Annotated in this window: 23 protein-coding genes and 1 pseudogene; 10 read left to right on the forward strand and 14 right to left on the reverse strand. The window is 64.6% G+C overall.

The window, feature by feature from the left end; translation table 11 throughout:
- Window position 1: 1 nt before the first annotated feature.
- From ACWDV4_RS03650 to ACWDV4_RS03660, 3 genes are read right to left on the reverse strand one after another with little or no spacing between them, the layout of a single operon-like run.
- Window positions 2-718: a Maf family protein gene (locus ACWDV4_RS03650; protein ID WP_449974570.1), complete on the reverse strand. Its 717-nt coding sequence runs from the start codon at window positions 716-718 to the stop codon at window positions 2-4.
- Window positions 719-758: 40 nt separating this feature from the next.
- Window positions 759-1,100 carry a hypothetical protein gene (locus ACWDV4_RS03655; protein ID WP_449974572.1) on the reverse strand — a complete coding sequence of 114 codons (342 nt, stop codon included), beginning with the start codon at window positions 1,098-1,100 and terminating at the stop codon, window positions 759-761.
- Window positions 1,101-1,104: 4 nt separating this feature from the next.
- Complete coding sequence (locus tag ACWDV4_RS03660) at window positions 1,105-2,229, reverse strand: hypothetical protein (protein WP_449974573.1); 1,125 nt, start codon at window positions 2,227-2,229, stop codon at window positions 1,105-1,107.
- 251 nt (window positions 2,230-2,480) lie between these two features.
- Here ACWDV4_RS03660 and ACWDV4_RS03665 point away from each other — a divergent pair, with 251 nt between their 5' ends.
- Entirely contained in the window at window positions 2,481-2,771 is a 291-nt protein-coding gene (locus tag ACWDV4_RS03665; protein ID WP_449974687.1) for a PH domain-containing protein, read from the forward strand.
- Between the two features lie 49 nt (window positions 2,772-2,820).
- Here the strand turns inward: ACWDV4_RS03665 and mycP are convergent, their stop codons facing one another.
- From mycP to ACWDV4_RS03685, 4 genes are all read right to left on the reverse strand, one after another.
- On the reverse strand, window positions 2,821-3,948 hold the full coding sequence (gene mycP / locus ACWDV4_RS03670; protein ID WP_449974574.1) for a type VII secretion-associated serine protease mycosin: 1,128 nt from the start codon (window positions 3,946-3,948) through the stop codon (window positions 2,821-2,823).
- The gene (locus ACWDV4_RS03675) at window positions 3,945-5,201 is read right to left on the reverse strand and encodes a hypothetical protein (protein ID WP_449974576.1); all 1,257 of its coding nucleotides are present in this window, start codon (window positions 5,199-5,201) and stop codon (window positions 3,945-3,947) included. Before ACWDV4_RS03675 ends, mycP begins: the two co-directional genes overlap by 4 nt.
- Window positions 5,201-5,563, reverse strand: a complete 363-nt coding sequence (locus ACWDV4_RS03680) for a hypothetical protein (RefSeq protein WP_449974577.1) — start codon at window positions 5,561-5,563, stop codon at window positions 5,201-5,203. The genes ACWDV4_RS03675 and ACWDV4_RS03680 overlap by 1 nt, the downstream gene beginning before the upstream one ends.
- 154 nt (window positions 5,564-5,717) lie before the next feature.
- Window positions 5,718-5,945, reverse strand: a complete 228-nt coding sequence (locus ACWDV4_RS03685; RefSeq protein WP_449974579.1) for an acyl-CoA carboxylase epsilon subunit — start codon at window positions 5,943-5,945, stop codon at window positions 5,718-5,720.
- A 92-nt stretch (window positions 5,946-6,037) separates the two neighbouring features.
- Here ACWDV4_RS03685 and ACWDV4_RS03690 point away from each other — a divergent pair, with 92 nt between their 5' ends.
- Entirely contained in the window at window positions 6,038-7,933 is a 1,896-nt protein-coding gene (locus ACWDV4_RS03690) for a protein kinase domain-containing protein (protein WP_449974581.1), read from the forward strand.
- A gap of 981 nt (window positions 7,934-8,914) precedes the next feature.
- Window positions 8,915-9,169, forward strand: coding sequence for a DUF6444 domain-containing protein (locus ACWDV4_RS03695; protein ID WP_449974582.1), 255 nt, complete (start codon window positions 8,915-8,917; stop codon window positions 9,167-9,169).
- A gap of 80 nt (window positions 9,170-9,249) precedes the next feature.
- Here ACWDV4_RS03695 and ACWDV4_RS03700 read toward each other — a convergent pair whose 3' ends face one another.
- Window positions 9,250-10,086 (reverse strand): IS5 family transposase, encoded by an 837-nt coding sequence (locus ACWDV4_RS03700; RefSeq protein ID WP_449974584.1) that lies wholly within the window; start codon window positions 10,084-10,086, stop codon window positions 9,250-9,252.
- Between the two features lie 506 nt (window positions 10,087-10,592).
- On the opposite strand from ACWDV4_RS03700, the gene ACWDV4_RS03705 reads away from it, so the two are divergent.
- A complete protein-coding gene (locus tag ACWDV4_RS03705; protein WP_449974585.1) occupies window positions 10,593-10,859 on the forward strand; it encodes a hypothetical protein in 267 nt (88 codons plus the stop codon).
- A gap of 98 nt (window positions 10,860-10,957) precedes the next feature.
- On the opposite strand, the gene ACWDV4_RS03710 is transcribed toward ACWDV4_RS03705, so the two are convergent.
- Window positions 10,958-11,266, reverse strand: coding sequence for a zinc ribbon domain-containing protein (locus ACWDV4_RS03710; RefSeq protein ID WP_449974586.1), 309 nt, complete (start codon window positions 11,264-11,266; stop codon window positions 10,958-10,960).
- A complete protein-coding gene (locus tag ACWDV4_RS03715; RefSeq protein ID WP_449974587.1) occupies window positions 11,263-11,466 on the reverse strand; it encodes a hypothetical protein in 204 nt (67 codons plus the stop codon). The genes ACWDV4_RS03710 and ACWDV4_RS03715 overlap by 4 nt, the downstream gene beginning before the upstream one ends.
- 245 nt (window positions 11,467-11,711) lie before the next feature.
- On the opposite strand from ACWDV4_RS03715, the gene ACWDV4_RS03720 reads away from it, so the two are divergent.
- On the forward strand, window positions 11,712-11,933 hold the full coding sequence (locus tag ACWDV4_RS03720; RefSeq protein ID WP_449974588.1) for a winged helix-turn-helix domain-containing protein: 222 nt from the start codon (window positions 11,712-11,714) through the stop codon (window positions 11,931-11,933).
- Between the two features lie 134 nt (window positions 11,934-12,067).
- Here the strand turns inward: ACWDV4_RS03720 and ACWDV4_RS03725 are convergent.
- A pseudogene (locus ACWDV4_RS03725) lies at window positions 12,068-12,499 on the reverse strand (Uma2 family endonuclease); the annotation flags it as partial.
- Window positions 12,500-12,598: 99 nt separating this feature from the next.
- Here ACWDV4_RS03725 and ACWDV4_RS03730 point away from each other — a divergent pair.
- From ACWDV4_RS03730 to sigJ, 3 genes are all read left to right on the forward strand, one after another.
- Window positions 12,599-13,345 (forward strand): M50 family metallopeptidase, encoded by a 747-nt coding sequence (locus ACWDV4_RS03730; protein ID WP_449974589.1) that lies wholly within the window; start codon window positions 12,599-12,601, stop codon window positions 13,343-13,345.
- A gap of 109 nt (window positions 13,346-13,454) precedes the next feature.
- Window positions 13,455-14,051, forward strand: coding sequence for a hypothetical protein (locus ACWDV4_RS03735; RefSeq protein ID WP_449974590.1), 597 nt, complete (start codon window positions 13,455-13,457; stop codon window positions 14,049-14,051).
- Window positions 14,052-14,087: 36 nt separating this feature from the next.
- The gene (sigJ, locus tag ACWDV4_RS03740) at window positions 14,088-15,080 is read left to right on the forward strand and encodes an RNA polymerase sigma factor SigJ (protein ID WP_449974591.1); all 993 of its coding nucleotides are present in this window, start codon (window positions 14,088-14,090) and stop codon (window positions 15,078-15,080) included.
- Here sigJ and ACWDV4_RS03745 read toward each other — a convergent pair.
- Both ACWDV4_RS03745 and ACWDV4_RS03750 read right to left on the reverse strand, forming a co-directional pair.
- Window positions 15,055-15,651, reverse strand: a complete 597-nt coding sequence (locus ACWDV4_RS03745; protein ID WP_449974593.1) for a carboxymuconolactone decarboxylase family protein — start codon at window positions 15,649-15,651, stop codon at window positions 15,055-15,057. The genes sigJ and ACWDV4_RS03745 overlap by 26 nt on opposite strands.
- A 105-nt stretch (window positions 15,652-15,756) precedes the next feature.
- Window positions 15,757-17,349 carry an acyl-CoA carboxylase subunit beta gene (locus ACWDV4_RS03750; RefSeq protein ID WP_449974594.1) on the reverse strand — a complete coding sequence of 531 codons (1,593 nt, stop codon included), beginning with the start codon at window positions 17,347-17,349 and terminating at the stop codon, window positions 15,757-15,759.
- Window positions 17,350-17,455: 106 nt separating this feature from the next.
- Here ACWDV4_RS03750 and ACWDV4_RS03755 point away from each other — a divergent pair, with 106 nt between their 5' ends.
- Together ACWDV4_RS03755 and ACWDV4_RS03760 are read left to right on the forward strand one after the other, a co-directional pair.
- Entirely contained in the window at window positions 17,456-18,331 is an 876-nt protein-coding gene (locus ACWDV4_RS03755) for a biotin--[acetyl-CoA-carboxylase] ligase (RefSeq protein WP_449974595.1), read from the forward strand.
- Window positions 18,332-18,451: 120 nt separating this feature from the next.
- Complete coding sequence (locus ACWDV4_RS03760) at window positions 18,452-19,024, forward strand: PH domain-containing protein (protein WP_449974596.1); 573 nt, start codon at window positions 18,452-18,454, stop codon at window positions 19,022-19,024.
- Window positions 19,025-19,138: 114 nt separating this feature from the next.
- Here the strand turns inward: ACWDV4_RS03760 and ACWDV4_RS03765 are convergent, their stop codons facing one another.
- Window positions 19,139-19,651, reverse strand: coding sequence for a MaoC/PaaZ C-terminal domain-containing protein (locus tag ACWDV4_RS03765; protein ID WP_449974597.1), 513 nt, complete (start codon window positions 19,649-19,651; stop codon window positions 19,139-19,141).
- Window positions 19,652-19,660: the final 9 nt, after the last annotated feature.

Here is a 19,660-nt window from a genome sequence, read left to right on the forward strand (position 1 = left end):
GCTAATCGAGCGGGGCGGAACCGAGCGGCCCAGGACCGGGTGGCGGCCAGGCATTTGTCCACAGGTCGACGATGCGCAGGTCGAGGTCGCGAAGCATTCTGCGCAGCAACGGCAGGGAGAGGCCGACGACCGTACCCGGGTCGCCCTCCACCCGCTCGACGAACGGCCCGCCCAGGCCGTCGATGGTGAACGCGCCTGCTACGTGCAGCGGCTCACCGGTCGCCACGTACGACGCGATCTCGTCGTCGGAGAGGTCGGCAAAATGCACGGTGGTGGCGGCGACCTCGGCGACCTGCCGGCCATTCGTCAGGTCGATCAGGCAGTGCCCGGTGTGCAGTATCCCGCTGCGGCCCCGCATCCGCTCCCAGCGCTTGGTCGCATCCGCCGCGTCCGTCGGCTTGCCAAGGATCTCGCCGTCGAAGGCAAGCACAGAATCACACCCGAGTACGAGAGTGCCCGGCTCGCTGGTCGGCCCGAGCCGCTCGGCGACCGCTTCCGCCTTCAACTTGGCCAGGGTCAGACTGAGGTAACCCGCCCCCTGGGTCTCGTCAGCCGTGGATTCATCCACGCCGCTGACCAGCACCTCGGGCTCGATTCCGGCGGCTTGCAGCGTCTTGAGGCGCGCCGGGCTCGCTGAGGCGAGGACGAGGCGCGGTCGTGTGGTTGTACGCACGACGACTGACGCTACCCGGTCGAGCCCCGCCGACTCTTGGCACATCAGAGCATGAGGTCGCAAGTGTCGTATGTGGCACCGATATTCATCTGTCAAAACCCGTTGGTGGAGGGGAGTTGTGGGATGAGCCTTCCGTCGCGCTCTCCTCCTCTTGCTCGGCGTTGCTCAACAATGCCGCACGATCGTCGGCGCTTAGCTGTCGGTAGCGATCGACGAATTTGGTGGCACGATCTTGGAGGTGTTCGCGGTAGGCGTCTATCTGAAGAAGGTCGCGTCCTCGGATTCGGCCATTAGCAATCTCGCGACGAATTTCGTCGGTAAGTGGGTTGCCGCTCGGAGGGAGGGTCTCAGCTTGGCGGCGGATCAAGGTGTGCGCACGTTCGATGCGTGTCGAGTCGATTGGAATGTTGGGTAAGTTAATGGTCAAGTCTTCACCTCGGGGCAGGTGTGGCAATGCAGTTGCGGCCGGCTGGATCTGGGTCGGAGAGCAAGAGTTTTGGAAGATCCGAAGGGGGCTCTACGCTGGGGAGTCCAATAACTGCTGCGGCAAGCTGCCAGCCATGGTAAAGCTGTCGGAAGAAGTCGACGATGAACATGATCGCATCAGCGACTGCGATTATGGCGTCAATGATGGTTCCCCAGCCGCCGCTAAAGAGGCCAGTAAAGATTCCAATGGCTTCCAACGCCAGGTCGATGAGTTGTCCGACGAGATAGTTCAGTACTTGATAGCCCCAATAGGCGACCTCTACGTAGCCTTCGCAGATCTCGAAAAGATAGTCGTAGAAATCTTTCTCGAGCTTCATCGCGTCGGCGAGCTGTTGGAGGTAGAGGATCGCATTTTCGGCGGCATTGCCTGACCATGACCATGCCAAGGCGTCGTCGACGTATTCGATATTGCTCCGAAGGTCGCTTACCGCACCTCCGGCGTTCAACCAGGCATGGCCGTAGCGTGCGAACACTTGCCAATCGCCAGAGAATATTTGGAGGACGTCCTCTATGGCATCCCTCCCGTACATTTCCTTGACGACCTCGCGTAGCCACCAGTTCATGCTTACTACATCATTGATGTTGCCGATCCATTTCGCGATCTCTGCAACTTTGGGCTGCATGCCGCTCACATCGCTAGGTGGGCCCTGTCGCAGGTTGTCCAACGGATCGGCAACATCTTGGAAGGTAGAAGTGACGCGTGCGTGGCTCGGCCACTGGTCTGGCGTGGTGGGGGGTATTGGGGGGCGGGATGCGCGAGGAAGCTGGTTGTCCAGGTTGGCGGCGGCCGACCTGTCGGCCCTTCGATAATCGGCGGCGCTGGCTGCAAAGTTGACCGCTGCGCTGTGCCAGACCCTAGATACCCAGTCTAGTCGTTCTTCGGCCCGTTCTATCAGCTCATCGTGATTGAAGGTGAACCATGCAGGTAGTCCTTGACCTCCTAGCTGTTCCGCAGTTCCCTTCGCAAGGTGTCTATCTATGTAGCCTGTGATCTCCGGTACGCGTTCGCGATTCCGCTGTAGGAGTGCAGAGACGCGTTCTATTGCCTCCGCGTCGACGGTGAACGTCATCTTCGTCCTCCACTGCGTTGGCGTTGACTAGTTCCCCTTGACGAGCCTGAGAAGATATCTCTGTGACTAAACGTCTAACGCTACGTTCGACTGTTGATGCCTGGTTCTATGGGCTACTTGGGGTGGCGTGCACGGTATCGACGCTAAGTGCGACATTCGCGATTCTTGTCGATGGAGACTTCGGATCTTCCTTCGGTCAGTTGTTGCTAGCGCTGGTTTTCTTGATCGTCGTATCGGTGGGGCTGTTGCGGATGGCGGTGCTACGGGTAGTGGTGCACGGCGATCATCTGCAGCTAGTTAATCCTTTACGTAGTCATCGCATTGCTTGGCGGGATGTCGAAAATATCGAACTCGTATCTGATCGCGGTTGGCATGTTCTGGTTTGGGTCGGTGATGTCCCGATTCGGGCCTGGGGCCTATCCAAGATTGGTCGGTTCGGAGCTGCAGCCAATAGTGCCTATGACGATTCAAGGACAGATGCACCTCGGTGGCTCCGAGAAGGTTATTCGACGCTTCGTCGATACTGGCGCAAGCGCCGATAAAGTTGCCGAGTAAACGTTGGGTCAGGAGCTTTTCGGGCAGTGCAGTGCGTTATTTGTCGCTCGTCGCTCGTCGGCGGCGCACCAAGACGATCAGTGCGACTCCGACCGCCAGGGCGGCGAGTGCCGCGAACACGATGGCGGCCGTGCTGAGCCTGCTGCTGTCCGAGGCGCTGGTGTCGGGTAGAGCGGTCGTATCGGTATCTGCAGGAGTCAGGGTCGCGCTGGCCGCTGCGGGCTCCAGCGGGGGGACGTCTGCCGTCAGCGCCGCAACCAGGTCGAGTACGCCGTAGCCGTACTCCTCGTCGCGTCCGGGTGCACCCTTGTCCGCAGCGGTGGCGGTCAACCGGTGTATGACCTCTTCGGCGGAGAGCTCCGGGTACTTACTCCGCACCAACGCCGCCGCCCCCGCGACGATTGCGGTCGAGTTTGAAGTGCCGGTACCGATTCGGTATTTCCCGTCACTTCCGGTGCTCCGAATTTCGACGCCGGGTGCCATGAGCGCGAGCTGCTTGCCGGTTACAGAGATCGCGGCCCGGGTTCCATTCCTGTCTGTTGCGCCAACCGCAACGACACCCTTGATCGCTGCCGGGAAGGTGACCCCGAGGCTCTGAGGGCTGTTTCCGACGCCAGCGACGACAACTATATCGGCTGCGATGGCTGCGGCAACGGCTTCGCTTAGCGATCTAGATGAGTTGCTGCTTGAAGAAATGCTGATTACTTTTGCTTGGCGGGTTATTGCGTAACGTATTCCCTGCGCTATCTTGTCCCCGTTTCCCGCATCTGATGAGGTTTCATCCCGTATTGGAATGATTTTGGCGCGGGGTGCGATGCCGAGAGCGCCAACGCCAGGGCTTCGCCCATGCGCGGCAATTAGGCCAGCCATGCCGGTGCCGTGCGAACGCTCATCGCCCTGGCCATTCCCTAGTCCGCCGCTCGCGACGTCAATGCCTTGTAGCAGGTTGTTTCGTAGGTCAGGGTGAGGGTCGACGCCGGTATCTATGACAGCCACGGTTACTCCTTCTCCCTGCGTGATCGAATGGGCCTTCTCGGCGTTCAGGAATCGGAGGTGCCACTGTTCGTCGCGAACTTGGTCTGCGCGAGCTTGAGTTGCTGGCAGTACGGCAACTACTGAGGCGCAGACTGCGGCGATTATGGCATTTAGGGCGCGAGTGCTCACCGATTGAATCCGATCGAAGGGCCAGGGTCTATTAGACCAGGCTCAGGCGGTGGTAGGACGACAGGAGTCACGCCCTCCGCTGTTTCCCAAAGATTATCGGGATCCCACCGGCGTTCCTCATCGTCGTTGTGGCCGGGTCTTCTTCTGAGTTTTGCTGAAGCTGTCTGCCCTTGGTTGCCACCAATCACTCCGCCGACAGGATTTGTTCTGCGGATCGCAGCACCCGACCGGGGATGGCCTATGCCTCCTGTGGGCGTGCTACCGATTAGGCCGCCGGGAGGCATAGCGCGAGTCGTGTTTGCCATACCACCCGTACCTGGCTTGATGGATGCACCTGTTCCATTTTGGAAGGGAGGAGTGGGGCTTGGGCCGGTTGAGAACGGCGGCGTGAGGCCGCCAACCGGGCTAAAGGTATTTGGTGGCGAAGTGGAAGGGATAGAGGCGGGTGGGGCAAGATTGGCTGGGAGCGGAATCGTTGATGGTGGGCTGCTGCCACCGAGTACCGGCCCGCTGCCAGGTGTGGTTGGCGTTGGGACTGGAACAGCGTTCGGTGGGCTGCTAGCTGGCGGTAGGGCGGGCGGTAGTCCTACATGCACAATCGGCGGAATAGCTGGGGGCAGCAGGGTCCCGTCGCCAGGCGGCGTTGATCCGGGCGGATCATCTATGGGTGTCTTTCCGTTATAGCGTGGGGGCTGCCTGATCTGTACTCGTGCTTCGACGAGTTCGCCGCTCAGGCCGACCATGAGGCCGCGAGCACTCTCGTTCAGGCGTTCCAGTTCGGGATCGGTGACCGGCGGCTTGCCGGTAGAGGTGCCGGGAAGTAGTGAATCTCGATCGGCAGCGACGCGCTGGTCGTACTCGTGTTTCTGTTGTCTCTTCAGGGTGTATTCGTCGTAGAGCTTGCGGACCTTTTCGCGGGTTTGGCTGATAGCCATGGTGGCGGCAGAGAGCGTGGTGTAGTTCGCCTGAGCGGTCTCGTAGGTCTGTTGGACATTTTCTATGAGATGGTCCAGGTACGCGATGTAGAGCCCTGCCGCTTCGCTCTTCCCGGGTGGCCAAGCCTCAACCAAGCCAGCTCGATACTGCTTCAGGTGCGACATGTGAGTCTGCGTCAACTCATACGTCTTTCGCCAGCCAGCGACCTGCTTCCAATGGTTGTCGGTGTGGTGATCCTTGACCAGTTCCCAAATTCTCGCGACATCATAGGACTGCCAGCTCGTACCGGAGGTGCTGCTACCGTCACGCTTGATCATCAGGTTGTCTCCCAGGGCTGCGCCGGGGACTCAGGCGGGTTCCGAGCTGGATGTTCCGGTTTCGGGCCGAGGATCGCCTCGACATCCTTCACTCGTGCAGCCGCGAACGCGTCGCTGTTCGCGTAATTCTCGCTGATCTTCCTGGCGGCTTCGGCAAACCTGTTGGTGATGTTCTGGTAGTCGTACACCAGGCCGTGGGTCTCGGTTATCGAGGCGTGGTGTTCCGTGAGAAACGAGTAGAGCTCACCGAAATTGACGTTCACGGGGGGTAGCTCGACGGATACGTCGTCGCTGATGAGCTGCAGGTGTGGGATGTAGTTCTTGACCAGGTCGTTGCGCAGGTTGGCGGCGAATTCGTCCATGCGGCTGATGTCGGCTTCGATGTCACCGTAACCGCGTAGCCAACGTGGTCCCTGATCCTCTTCAGGAATCATTGGCCCTCCCCAAGCCCAACGACGGCCCTGCCGCTCACTGAGGTTAGTCGGTTACGGCCAGTGTCGGCAGCCCGTATCGGGCTCAGCTGGGGCGACCGGAGAGCCGCCAGGCATCGACGCCACGCTCCACCGGCAGGGCGGCTGCGCTAGTGGCGCGGGGGCGTCCGCTGCGTACCCATGCCGAAGTGGCTGGTGGCGCTGGTGGCGCGGCGGGTCGAGAACGGGTGGCGAACGCACCGACCAGGGCGGCGAGTTCCGCTACCGTCGGTACGCCACGGACTACCCGAAAGACCGGCTCCTGCGAAGACATATGACGAGAGTACGACGTTGCCAGTTGACGGACGCCTCACAATGCGCGTGCCGCGAGTGTGACCAAGCTCCACGCCGGGTACCGTCCACGGGATGTCCGACGCGCTTCCTCAAATTGTTGCTGACCGTTACCGGCTCGTGAAGCCGCTCGGTCAGGGGGGCATGGGTCGTGTGTGGATGGCCCGTGACGAGGTGTTGCACCGTGACGTTGCCATCAAAGAGCTGGTGCCGCCACCCGGGCTGACCCCGGAAGAGCGTCGGGAGATGCGCGAGCGGTCTCTCCGCGAGGCGCGGGCCATCGCGCGACTCAACCACATCAACGTGGTCCGGGTTTTCGACGTACTCCGTACCGATGGTGATCCCTGGATCGTCATGGAGTACGTCCCGTCCCGCTCGTTGCAGGACCTTCTCGCCGACGATGGGCCAGTGTCACCGGCTCGCGCTGCCGAGATCGGCCTGGCCGTGCTCGGGGCGTTGAAGTCGGCACACAAGGCCGGCATGTTGCACCGGGATGTCAAGCCGGGCAACGTGTTGATCGGTGACGACAGCCGGGTGGTGTTGACCGACTTCGGGTTGGCGACCGTTCCCGGCGACCCGACCGTGACACGTACCGGGCTGGTGCTCGGGTCGCCCGCCTACATTGCCCCTGAACGGGCAAGGGACGGTACGACCGGCCCCGAGGCGGACCTGTGGTCGCTGGGCGCGACCTTGTACGCCGCAGTGGAGGGGCAATCGCCGTACGCCCGATCGTCGGCGATCGCGACGTTGACCGCGCTGGCGACGGAACCGCCACCACCCCCGAAGAACGCCGGGCCGCTCAAGGCCGTACTTGCCGGCCTGCTCCGCAAGGATCCGACACAGCGGATCAATGCCGAGGTGGCGGAGCGGCTGCTGCGCCGGGTCACCAGCAAGCGGTCGCGGGGGCCCATCTCACTGCTCGACGGCGTACGTCGGCCCGGGCCGAATGGTCCGCGCGAGGAGCGCTCGACTGTTCCCGCACCCCGTCCCGCCGAGACGCCACCGTCGGCACAGCAGCCGTCCCCACCGCCGGTCCAGAAGTCGGTCCAGCAGTCGTCACCTCCGGCCGCGACCCTGCCGCCGGCCGCCAAGACAACGGTCCTGCCATCGGCTGCCGCACGGACACCGGCTACCGCGTCGTCGCCGGCTACCGCATCGTCTCCGGCTGACGACGAGACGAAGCGCACCCCGACATTTGCACCCACTGCCCGGATGCCCGCCCCGGCGTCCGGCAGCGCTCCGGTGTTAGGAAGGGACCCTTCACAGGCAGAAAGCGATAACAAGGGGCCCTTCCTAACCGGAAAGCGGTGGGCGTGGGTGGCGGGTGGCGTCGCGGCGCTGCTGCTCGCGTTGTTCGTGATCGTGCCGCTGGCCAACCGTGACTCGGACGACGAATCTGGGCCGGGGACCGGAGCGGGTGCGACGAGTTCGGCGGGCAGCCAGTCGGCGGCCCCGTCGTCGACAGCCGCGCAGACCCCCAGCGCGACACCGACCGGTCTTGGCGAGCCCGTCGTGCCGGCCGGCTGGTATCTGTATGAGGACCCGACCGGGTTCAAGGTGCCGGTGCCAAATGGATGGTCGGTTCAGCGGGAGTCGTTCAAACCTTACGGTCCCGAGGACGTTCGGGTGTACTTCCGAGACGGTCGAGGGAGAATGCTACTCATCGATCAAACCAAGCGGCCGCTGAAGGATGCAGTCGCCGACTGGAAGGATCAAGAGGGTCGGCGCAAGGGCGGTATGCCGAACTACCGCCGGGTGACGATCCAGAAGGTCGACTATTGGGACGAGGCGGCCGACTGGGAGTGGACACAGACTTCAAACGGGCGAACCATCCACGTCCGCAACCGTGGGTTCGTCACCGCGAAGGACAAGGGGTATGCGATTCGCTGGGATACACCAGCGGATCAGTGGGAGGCCAACCTGGCCAACTTCGAGATCATCGCGGCTGGTTTTCGTCCGGTTCGTAGTTGATCAACCGCTGCTGGACCTTGAGTAGGCGGGCGACTTCCGGGGCTGTTGTTCTGGGTAATATGAGGGCCTTGATTGTCCGTCGTAGCTTGAATGGATCCTTCGTGGCCCGTGTCGTTCGGGCAAGTCACGTCACGGTGAGTCCATGCCTTTTCGCCCAATGGATCGCGTTGAGGAACCGCTAGTGGCTCTTTCATCGGTTAACAGGAGTGGGCTGTGCTAAGCGTGGAAGCTTAGTGCAGCCCACTCCTGACGGTTGGATCAACTCGGTGATACTAGAATTAGTGAGCGAGGTTTTTGGCTTGCGAGGTAAACCCTAGAGTGAAGCGAGTTTTGGTCAGCGGGTTTCCGATACGAATGGGCCTTCTGACCATATCACGCACCAGTAGGCAACCCATTTGCCGGTAGTCCACGAATCTGGCCAAACCTCAATCCATCTGTTGTCTGTAGAACCGCAAGCGGTATATGTTCCTCCTGACGTGTTGGTGCATACGGCATCCATTGTATTGCCTGCGTATAGAGTGCCCCAGACGCCGTATTCGAGTCCTGGCCCGGTGCGAATGTTAAGGTTTCCTTGTCCGGCTCTGGGGGTGACTTTGCACGGCGACATGCTCTTCTTTTTGAGGCTAATGTCTAGTGTAGTCTGGCGACTGGGTGTTGATGCGGAGGCTGGTGGAGTTGCAACTCCAAAAATGGTGGACATTAGCGTGAGTGTTGAGAGTGCTCTCATCGTCCAAGTGTGCATGGTGCTCCAATAAAATAGAAGATCGACTATGGGCAAGTCTATCTAGCAATCGGCATACGTCAAGGTCGGCGTGGATTTTTACTAAATCGACCCCTGAAGCTTGAGGTTTGCTCTCAAGTTTGGTATTAAGACTCACCTGCTTGTAGCTGGATAGGTGCTGTTTTTGATCTCCCCGTGTCGCCGGTGGTGTCACGGCTCGTTGATCTGTCGGGCCCGCCCCGAACCTGCTCTGCCTTTGTATGAGGACTCCTCGCGGAGAACGCGGTGCTGCGGACTGCTGTTGTGGCCTGACCAGCCGGTTGGAGCAGGAGTTGGGTCGGATCGTCGAGCTTGAGGCCCGGTTGAAGGTGGCCTCGGCTGAGTCGTCGAAGCCGCCGTCGTCGGGTGGGCTGGCCAAGCCCACGCCGAAGTCGCTGTGGGGCGAGTCGGGACGCCGGTCGGGCCGTCCCGGCGGGCAGCCGGGTGTGACGTTGCGGCAGGTCGGCAACCTGTGATCGTCCGTCCCGCGCCGTCCCGTGAATCAGACGTCCTCTGAGAGGACGTCTGATTCACGTACTTTGTGTGTTATGGCGGTTTAGTCGTCTCGCCAGGTTTGGGTGTTTTCGGCGGTGAGGCGTTTGGCGAGGTTGTCGATCATGGCGATGGTGATCATGCTGGCGGAGTTGTCGGGTCGGGCTTCGTAGTCGCGGACCAGGCGCCGATGTTGCATGAGCCAGCCGATGCTGCGTTCGACGACCCAGCGTCGTTTGACCACCGAGAAGCCTTTGGCTTGTGGATCCTTTGTGACGGTCTCGACGTCGATGCCGAGTGCGGCACCGTGTTCGACGACCTTGGTCTTGAATCCGGCGTCGACCCAGGTCTTGGTCAGGGTGGGGTAGGTGGCCTTGGCGTGGTCGAGTAGGTCGATGCCGATGGTGTTGTCGCTGGCGCTGGCGGCGGTGACGATCACGGCGAGGAGGAGGCCGAGGGTGTCGGTGATGATGCCGCGTTTACGGCCTACGATCTTCTTCCCAGCGTCGGTGCCCTGCGTGGACAGTGGGACGTTGGTGGAGGTCTTCACGCTCTGGCTGTCCATGATGGACGCGGTGGGGTGGATCGTGCGGCCGTGGTGGTCGCGCACAAGGCCGGTGAGGTTGTAGTTCAGCTCGGTGAAGATGCCTTCCTTGCTCCATGCGGCGAAGTAGCCGTAGACGGTGCGGTACGGCGGGAAGTCGTGCGGTAGGTAGCGCCAGGCGATGCCGGTGCGGTTGACGTACAGGATGGCGTTGAAGATCTCGCGCAGGTCGTGGGTGGGGGTGCGACCGCCGACGCCGGCATCGGTGCGGGCCTGTCGCCAGGCAGTCAGGCGGGGTGCGATCAGTGTCCACCGGGCGTCGGACAGATCGGATGGATAGGCTCGTCGTGCCGTCATGGTGTAGGAGTACGGCGGCCTGCCGCTGGCTCGACGGACGCCATGTCCGCTGATTTCGGGGTGTAGGTGAACCAGACACGATCGAGGGTTGAAATGCTCCTATTCTGGTCGGGTCTGCGTCCGGCGAGATGCGCTCTTTCTGGATCGGGTCGGACATTTTGCGCTATCGAGGTTGAGGCGCGAATCGGCCGCTACTGACATAAAGGTGAAGCAGACGTCCTCTGAGGCTCGTGGGTGGTCTGGGGTAGCAGTCGTATTGAGGCCAACGCATCGTGGACTGCCATACCGGCGAAGGCCGAGGGGGCGCAGCAATATGTTCTCGATGTCAGGCGTCCATGGTCCGACATCAGTCGGGGTGGACGGTGTTCTCGGCCATCCTCAAAGTGTCAGGCTAAGCAGGCGATTTTCAACGTCATGGCGGATGGGTTCCGCCCTGTTCGGGACGACCGCGTATAAACGCTCTCTCCTCTGGGTACCAGTGACGGTACGACGAGAGGAGGTACGACATGAGCAACCGATTGAACCCGACGAAGCCCACCGTGGCACTGTGGATGCTGATCGCCGTTGGGGACGTGGCGCTGATTATCGCCAGCGCGGGTATGGTCGCACTGATCGCCCTCGCAAGCGTCGTAACCGTAGCCGTCGCTACGGTAGGTGCCTGGCTGGCTCTGCACCGTAGCGTTCCCGCTCGGAATGCCGCACCCGCCCGCGTCCCCATGTCGGCCCGGATACCCGTACACACGTCCCCGCGACAGCGGTTTCCGATCCGCTGACCCGTATCCACCACCCCTGTTACATGTTGATCAAGAGATTTGCGTCAGCCTGAGGGCCTCAGGATGACGCAAATCTCTTGATCAACGTGGGAGGGCGATCAGGCAGGGACGAAGCGTACGTCCGACAGGTCGCCGTGGACGACGATCCGTACCCAGGTGTCGGCGGCCAGCGTCGCCAGGTCGCTCCGTCGGATGGTCGCGCCCCAATCGGTACGCGCCGCCACCGCCGTACGGAACGCCATCAGCTCCAGACCGTTCGCGTCCGTCGCGCTGCGTCCGCACGGCAACAAGCATCGGTACGACCGAGGCTGGCCGTCCTGCTGGGCTGGCTGCATCGGTTCCTCGCAGTAGCCGCAGTGCACCAGGCCACGCAATGCCCAGCGGTCGAGGTCGGCAGGGGTGGTCACGTCGTACACCGGCGGGCCTGGGCCCGGATGATCGCGCCGATGTCCTCGCGGTCGTGGCCGAGCAGCGCGGTTCGGGCCTGGTCGTACGGGCCGCAGGGCCAGCGGCGACGGCAGTAGCGGCAGCGCGGGATGCGCAGTAGCCGCCACAGCGGGGAGGGTTGATGTCGGCGGAAGATGACGAGTGCGCGTATGCGCTCCACCCGGTACCTCCTGGGGAGTCGAGGTGGCGCGCGACGGCTCGCGGGGAGCACTCTGGGGACGAGCACGAGCCGCCGCGCGCGAGGGGACCGATTCCGCCAGGGCTGCGGACCAAGGGGATCGGCCATGTGCAACCTTATGCATAAGGAGGGCTTAGGGCAAGACCTGATGCATCCTGCTGCATCTTGAGGCTTGTGGCTTCCGTGTCGACCGTGATCAAATGGCGGTGCGGACCAAGGGGTGAGAGATGCCTACCTCAAAGACTCAACAGATCATCAATGACCTGACCGGGAAGATCGAGTCAGGAGAGCTGGCACCTGGTGCCCAGTTGCCGAGCACTGCTGAGCTTCGGGCTCAATACGGTGTCTCGATCACGGTCGTCCGTGGGGCGATCAACTGGCTGAAGGCCAAGGGGATGGTCGAGGGTATGTCCGGGGTCGGGGTGTTCGTGGCGGAGCGGAACGAGTGAACGGGCCTTACCGGGTCAGCGCAACAGGGCGGCCGGGTCGAGGTTGAGCCGGAACGGCTCAGCGATCTGAAGTGTGTCTCGCCAGACTTGGCGACAGCGTGTTCTACGTAGTGCTCGCCGTCGAGGCGAAACATCCGCAGCGTGAGTGTCGAAACATCCTGTTCGACCAGGAGGTACCACGGGATGCGGGCGATCGCGTAGAGCTGCATTTTGACGACGCCATCAGCAGCGGCATTGCCGGGGGAAACGATCTCGCCGACTAGACGTACCTCGGCTGCCTCTACCACCGCGCCTTCGTCGTCCGTCTCGGCGACGACCAGATCTGGGATGGCGATCCGACCAGAGCGGAGTCGGACGTTGACGGCTTCATAGACCGAGAGTTGCCCAGATAGGGTTGCCATCTCGATGGAGTTGGCCAGCCGCCGCGACAGGTGCTGGTGTCGCTTGTTCGGCGTTGGACTTACGATCAGGCTCCCGTCGAGGAGTTCGATTCGGTTGGGGGTCTCGCCCAGGGCGAAGTATTCCGGCTCAGTCCACGGGCCGAGGTGCCCTTCAAGGAAGGCCATCACCCACCCCCTGCTCCGTTCGTCATGCCCCGAGTCTCGCAGAGGGCCGACGATGTGGGTGGTGGGCGAGCTTGCCCGGGTGGGTTAGGCTCGCGGCCCATGTTGTCGATTGACGGGCTCACCGACCTCTGGGACCGGCTCTTCGGGGCACAGCCGGACCCACCACCGCTGCTCGTCCTGATCACCGGGCTGATCGCGCTCGTCGTGGTGCTGACCCGGCTGCCGTGGCGGATCGGCCGCAATGCGATCACCATCGCCCACGAGGGCGGCCACGCACTCGCCGCCCTGTTGACCGGGCGCCGGCTGCACGGCATCCGGCTGCACTCGGACACCTCCGGGCTGACCCTGTCCGCTGGCCGACCGACCGGCTTCGGCATGGTGCTGACGCTGCTCACCGGCTACATCGCGCCTTCGCTCGTCGGGCTGGCCGGTGCCTGGCTGCTCGGCGGCAACCGGATCACGCTGCTGCTCTGGGTTGCGGTCGTACTGCTGCTCGCCATGCTGGTGATGATCCGCAACGTCTTCGGCATCGTGTCGATCGTGGTCACCACCGCGGTCGTACTGGGCGTCTCCTGGTACGCCTCGCCGGACGTGCAGGCCGCGTTCGCGTACACCGGGGTCTGGTTTTTGTTGATCGGCGGGGTACGACCGGTCGGCGAGTTGCAGTCCCTGCGCAGTCGGGGCCGGATGCCCCAGTCAGACGCGGACCAACTCGCCGGCGTGACCCGGCTACCTGCGCTGTTCTGGGTCGGCCTGTTCGGCGTCATCAACCTGATCGCGTTGCTGGTCGGCGCAAGCCTGCTCGCTGGCCCGATACTCACCGAGTTTGGCCTGACGATTCCGTAGCAGCACGATGGCGAAGCGCGGCGTTGAAGCGCGGCGTTGAAGCGCGGCAGCAAAGTAGCGCAGGTATCGAAGTTCTGCGTTGGCGCGATACCGTGCGATCCTGGGCGCTGTGCAGACGATGTCGCCCCGATTTCACCTCTCCGTCGGATTCACGCACGCCCGATCGTTGCGGATCGCGACGGAGGCGTTCCTCGGCGTCCTGATCACCGCCTCCGCCGCCTTTGTCGGATACATGATCGGGCAACTGGTGATGTGGGGAATCGCCGACTCCATCGCTGATGAGGCGAAGTGGTTGCCCCCGTTGGTGGCGGTGATCCTGATGGTGCCGGCGGCACTCTGTTCGGTGCTGATGGTTGCTGCCGTCGTCTGCAGGGGAGCCTGGTTGAGCGGCACCCAGCTGACCGTACGGGTGCTGCGGCAGCGGACCGTTGATCTGGCGACGGCCCGGTCGGTGGCACTGGACATGGTTCCCAGGCCGAGGAAGCTTGCTCCACCGCTGCCGCAGTTGTCGGTGGTGGGTGCCGACGGTAGGACGCTGCGGCTGCGACTGGCCAGCCGAGAAGGGCATCCACTGCCACAGGAGCAGCTACTCGGACTCGCCACCGTGTTGTCGACCGCACGATACCCGGGTGCCGCCGAGACGGTGTCGTGGCTGCGGGATGCCGCCGCGCAGGCCATTCCCACGGTTCGTAGGCTGAGCAAATGACCGTGACCGCTCGATGGAATTGACCGTGCCGGTGCGATGGAACTGACGTCGGAGTTCGAGCAGCACCGGCCGTACCTGATGGCGGTCGCGTACCGGATGCTGGGCAGCCGCACCGAGGCGGAGGACGTCGTACAGGAGGCGTGGCTGCGCTACCAGGCCGCCGACCGAGACGGTATCCAGGAGCTTCGGGGCTGGCTCACCACCGTCACCGGCCGGCTCTGCCTCGACACGTTGCGCTCGGCCCGGGTACGCCGAGAGGCGTACGTCGGGCCGTGGCTGCCCGAGCCGATCGTGTCCCGGCTACCGGCCAGCCCGGAGCAGGGCGAAGCCGCCGACCCGGCCGACCGGGCGGTACGCCGGGACGAGGTCAGCTACGCCCTGCTGGTGGTGATGGAACGGTTGACCCCGGAACAGCGGGTCGCCTTCGTCCTGCACGACGTGTTCGCGGTCCCGTTTCCCGAGATCGCCAGCCTGCTCGGCAGCACCGACGTGGCGGTCCGCCAACTCGCCTCCCGGGCCCGGCGGGTCGTGGCGGCCGAGGACGGTTCAGCGCGGCACCGGCCGGACCCGGCGCAGCAGCGTCGAGTGGTCGACGCCTTCGTCCGGGCCGTGGAGGCCGGTGACCTGGACGCGCTGCTGGGCGTACTCGCGCCGACCGTCACCGCGACCGGCGACGGCGGCGGTGTGATCAACGCCGGCCGGCGCTCGATCGTGGGTGCGGAGAAGGTGGCGCGGTTCCTGCTGGGCATATTGCGTCGGGCGGTGGACGAAAGCGGCACGCTGCTGGTCGAGCCGATTCTGGTCAACGGCGACCTGGGGCTGCTGGTGGAGCTGTCCCGGCCTGAAGGCTCGGCGCTGCGGTTCAGCATGGCGTTCGCGTTCGACGAGTCGGGCCGGATCGCCCACATCTACGACCAGCTCAACCCGACCAAGCTCACCGGGCTGCCACCACGGCTCAACCCGGCCCCGCTCACTGGACTGTCACCACGGCTGCCACCACAGCTCAGCTCTGCGGAGCAGCCTCGCTGATCTGCGTCGCCCAGGGCACCGGGCAGGCGTCCCCGCTGGTGTAGCCCTGGGCGGTCAGGCCGAGCGCGTGGTTGGTCCGGGCCCGCATGTTCTCCAGGCTTATCGAGTACGTCAGCTCGACCAACTGTGCCTCGTCGAGGTGTTCCCGAAGCGCGGTGACCAGTTCGTCGGTGACGTCCATCGGCAGGTCGGTCATTGCGTCGGCGTACCGGAGGGCGAGCTTCTCCAGCTCGGTGAAGGCGTCCGAGGTCTGGTATCGGCTCAGCTCCCGGTGCCGCTCCACGGAGAAGCCGGCCCTGAGGGTGAGCATGGTGCCGAAGTCGACGCACCACGAGCAGCCGACTCTCGTGGCCACCCGGTGCACCACCAGGTCCCGTAGCGCCGCGTCGAGGCGGCCTACGGCCTTCCCGTACGTCATCTCGTGCACCGCCGACGTCCACATCAGCGCGGGGTGGTGGGCGGCGGCACGGAACGGTTCCGGTACCTCGCCGTACATGCGCTGGGCGACCCGGAACGCGAGTCGAGTCAGCCAGCCTGCCTGCTTGTCAGAAACGAGTGCGATACGTGTCATGCGGAGAGGACGGGCCGGGTCGGTGCAGTGTGACCGGCTGAGAGCTGGAACACGGTCTCGCCCCGCCCTGTCGGCGTGCACCCCGGCCCGGCCCGTCCCAGCGCACTACAGCGGGATGTTGCCGTGCTTCTTCGGCGGCAGGGTCTCCCGCTTGGTACGCAGCACCCGTAGCCCCCGGACGATCTGCCCCCGGGTCTCGTGCGGGGCGATCACCGCGTCAACGTACCCGCGCTCGGCGGCGATGTACGGGTTGGCCAGGGTGTCCTCGTACTCGGCGATCTTCTCGGCCCGGACGGCGGCCGGGTCCTCGGCGGCGGCCAGTTCGGACCGGTAGAGGATGTTGACCGCCCCCTGGGCCCCCATCACCGCGATCTGGGCGGTGGGCCAGGCGAAGTTGAGGTCGGCCCCGAGGTGCTTGGAGCCCATCACGTCGTACGCCCCGCCGTACGCCTTGCGGGTGATCACGGTGATCTTCGGGACGGTGGCCTCGGCGTACGCGTAGATCAGCTTGGCGCCCCGGCGGATGATGCCGTCCCACTCCTGGCCGGTGCCGGGCAGGAAGCCGGGAACGTCCACAAAGGTGAGTACCGGGATGTTGAACGCGTCGCAGGTACGGACGAACCGGGCTGCCTTCTCCGAGGCGGCGATGTCCAGTGTTCCGGCGAAGTGCATCGGCTGGTTGGCGACCACACCGACCGGGCGGCCCTCGACCCGGCCGAAGCCGACCACGATGTTCTGCGCGTAGAGCGGGTGGACCTCCAGGAACTCCCCGTCGTCCAGGACATGCTCGATCACTTGGTGGATGTCGTATGGCTGGTTGGCCGAGTCGGGCACCAGGGTGTCCAGCTCCCGATCCTCGTCGGTGACGTCGAGGATCGCCTCGGCCGGGTACGCCGGCGGGTCGTCCAGGTTGTTGGCCGGCAGGTACGACAGCAGTGCCTTGACGTAGTCGATCGCGTCGTCCTCGTCGGTGGCGAGGTAGTGCGCGTTGCCGCTCTTGGTGTTGTGGGTGCGTGCCCCGCCCAGTTCCTCCATTGCCACGTCCTCACCGGTGACCGTCTTGATCACGTCCGGTCCGGTGATGAACATGTGCGAGGTCTGGTCGACCATGACGGTGAAGTCGGTGACGGCGGGGGAGTAAACCGCACCGCCCGCGCACGGCCCCATCACCAGCGAGATCTGCGGGATCACCCCGGAGGCGCGGACGTTACGGAAGAAGATTTCGCCGTAGAGACCGAGGCTGACCACACCCTCCTGGATGCGGGCACCACCGGAGTCGTTGATGCCGACGACCGGGCAGCCGATCTTCATGGCCAGATCCATCACCTTGACGATCTTCTGGCCGAAGACCTCGCCGAGCGAGCCGCCGAAGACCGTGAAGTCCTGGGCGAAGACACACACCTGCCGGCCGTCGACGGTGCCGTAGCCGGTTACCACACCGTCCCCGTACGGGCGGGTCTTCTCCAGCCCGAAGTTGGTGGACCGGTGCCGGGCCAGCTCGTCCAGCTCGACGAAGGAGCCCTCGTCGAGCAGCATCTCGATTCGTTCCCGAGCGGTCTTCTTGCCCCGCGCGTGCTGCTTCTCCACGGCCCGCGCCGAGCCGGCGTGCACTGCCTCGCCGGTACGTCGTTCCAGGTCCGCCAGCTTGCCCGCGGTGGTGTGGATGTCTACCTCGGTCGCACTCTGCTGCCCAGTCACGCCAGCGATCGTAACGATGGTTAAGCCCGTTGGCGCTGTGCACTTCCCCTCAATCGCCAATGGTGGCCAGCCTTCGACCGACGTTGAGGGGTCGTAGGCTGAGCGGATGCCTGGCTCGCCGTACACGGATCTGGACCGTCCGCCGCTGGACGAACGCCGGCTGCGTCGGGCGCTGGTCACCCCGTACGGGCCGTGGAACCGGTTGGAGCTGCGCGCCGAGACCGGCTCGACCAACGAGGACGTGGCCACCGCCGCCCGGACCGGCGAGCCGGAAGGGCTGGTGATCGTCGCCGAGCGGCAGACCGCCGGCCGGGGGCGGCGCGGTCGCCTCTGGCAGTCGCCGGCCCGCGCGGGCATCGCGACCAGCGTGCTGTTCCGGCCCGGCGAGGCGGATGCGCACCACGGTTGGAAACCCGCACCCCCCTCCGGGTACGGCTGGCTGCCGCTGCTGGCCGGCGTCGCGCTGGTCGAGGCGGTGTCCCAGCTGACCGAGCTGGAGGCGGCCCTGAAATGGCCGAACGACCTGCTGATCGGCGGGGCGAAGTGCGGCGGGATCCTGGCCGAGGCGTTGCCGGCGGCCGACTCCGGCCAGCCGCCCGCCATCGTGCTCGGTATCGGGCTCAACGTCACGCTGCGCGTCGACGAGCTGCCGCCGAACCCGACCGGGTTGCCCGCCACCTCCCTGCGGCTGGCCGGTGCCCCGGTCACCGACCGCGATCCGCTGCTGCGGGCCCTGCTGCGCGCGCTGGCCGCCTGGTACGGCCGTTGGCGGGCGGTGGACGGGGACGCGGAGGCGTGCGGCCTACGTGACATCTATCTCGACTCCTGCGACACCATCGGTCGCCAGGTGCGGGTGTTGTTGCCAACGGGCGTCGATCTGATCGGCGAGGCGACGAGTGTCGACCCGGACGGTCAGCTGGTGGTCCAGTCCGCCGTCGGCGAGCACCGGGTGGCCGCCGGGGACATCCTGCACCTTCGCTGAGGAGCGGACCGGACCACTCTGGTCGGGGCGGCGCAAAAAGTCCCGACCGTCAGGTACGCCATCTCGTGGACCGGAGCCGCTACGGTCAGCGCGGACATTCGCGTACACGAGGAGGTTGGCGTGGCTTTCCCCGAAGACGTGCTCACTGAGGACGAGCATGTCGTACTGCATCTGCATCCGCACTGGAAGGCACTGATCCGGCCGGTGCTGGTGCTGGTGCTCGCCATCGCCGCAGTGGTGGTCGGCTCCGTGTTCCTGCCCGAGGGCGGTGCCGGCACGATCGGGCTCTACGTCATCGCCGGGCTCGGCCTGGCGCTGGTGGGGTGGCTCAGCCTGTGGCCGTTCCTGGTCTGGCGCACCACCCACTATCTGTTCACGAACGAGCGGGTGCTGCTTCAGCACGGTGTGCTCGCGCGGGAGCGCCGGGACATCCCGCTGGGCCGGGTCAACGATCATTCGATGAGCCAGCGGTTCGTTGAACGGCTGCTCGGTTGCGGCACGTTGACCATCGAGTCGGCCGGTGAGCGGGGCCAGTCGGTGCTGGTCGACATTCCGGGAGTGGAGCAGGTGCAGACCAAGCTCTACGAGTTGGTGGAGGACCATAACGACAAGCATTCGCTCGGTGACGGCGAGATGCGGAACATCCTTGCCGACATGAACGAGGGCAAACCGCTGCGCGAGCAGCCGCAGTAGTCAACGAGACCGGGTATCGGTCAGCGAGGTTGGGTAGTAGTCAACGAGGCCGGGGAGGCTGCGGGCCGGCTCCTGATGGAGCCGGTTGGTCGGCCCCGGCCTGCGTGGCGCGGTCTAAGCCTCGGCCTGCGTGGCGTGGTCGGCTCCGGCCCGCATGGCGAACCAGCCTCGGAAGCGGGTCCGCAGCACCTCGCGTTCGGGCTGGCCGTCGGCGTTCAGCCGGATCATCGTGCCGATCAGGGTGACGGTGCCGAGCCCGGGGCGGGCGGTCGACGGTTTGCTTCCCGCCACGTCGACCCGTACGGCGAGCCGGTCGTCGGCGTGCACCGGGGCCAGCCAGCGGAGTTCCTCCAGCCCGGGGGACGCGTCGGCGGCGGCCTTGGACAGCAGGCCATCCACATAGGCGCGCATGAGAAGACTCATCGTGTAGAAGCCGCTGGCGATCAACCTGCCGTGGTGGCTCTGCCCGGCCAACGCCGCGTCGACGTGGTACCACTGCGGGTCGAAGCGACGTGCGTAGGCCAACATCTCGACCCCGTCGATGTCGACGATCCCGAGGTCGAAACTCCGCCCAGGGGTCAGATCCTCGAAGAACAGCTCGGCGGGGGCACCCGTGCCGGACAACATGGCGGGGGT

The sequence above is a fragment of the Micromonospora sp. NPDC003197 genome, assembly GCF_053590565.1.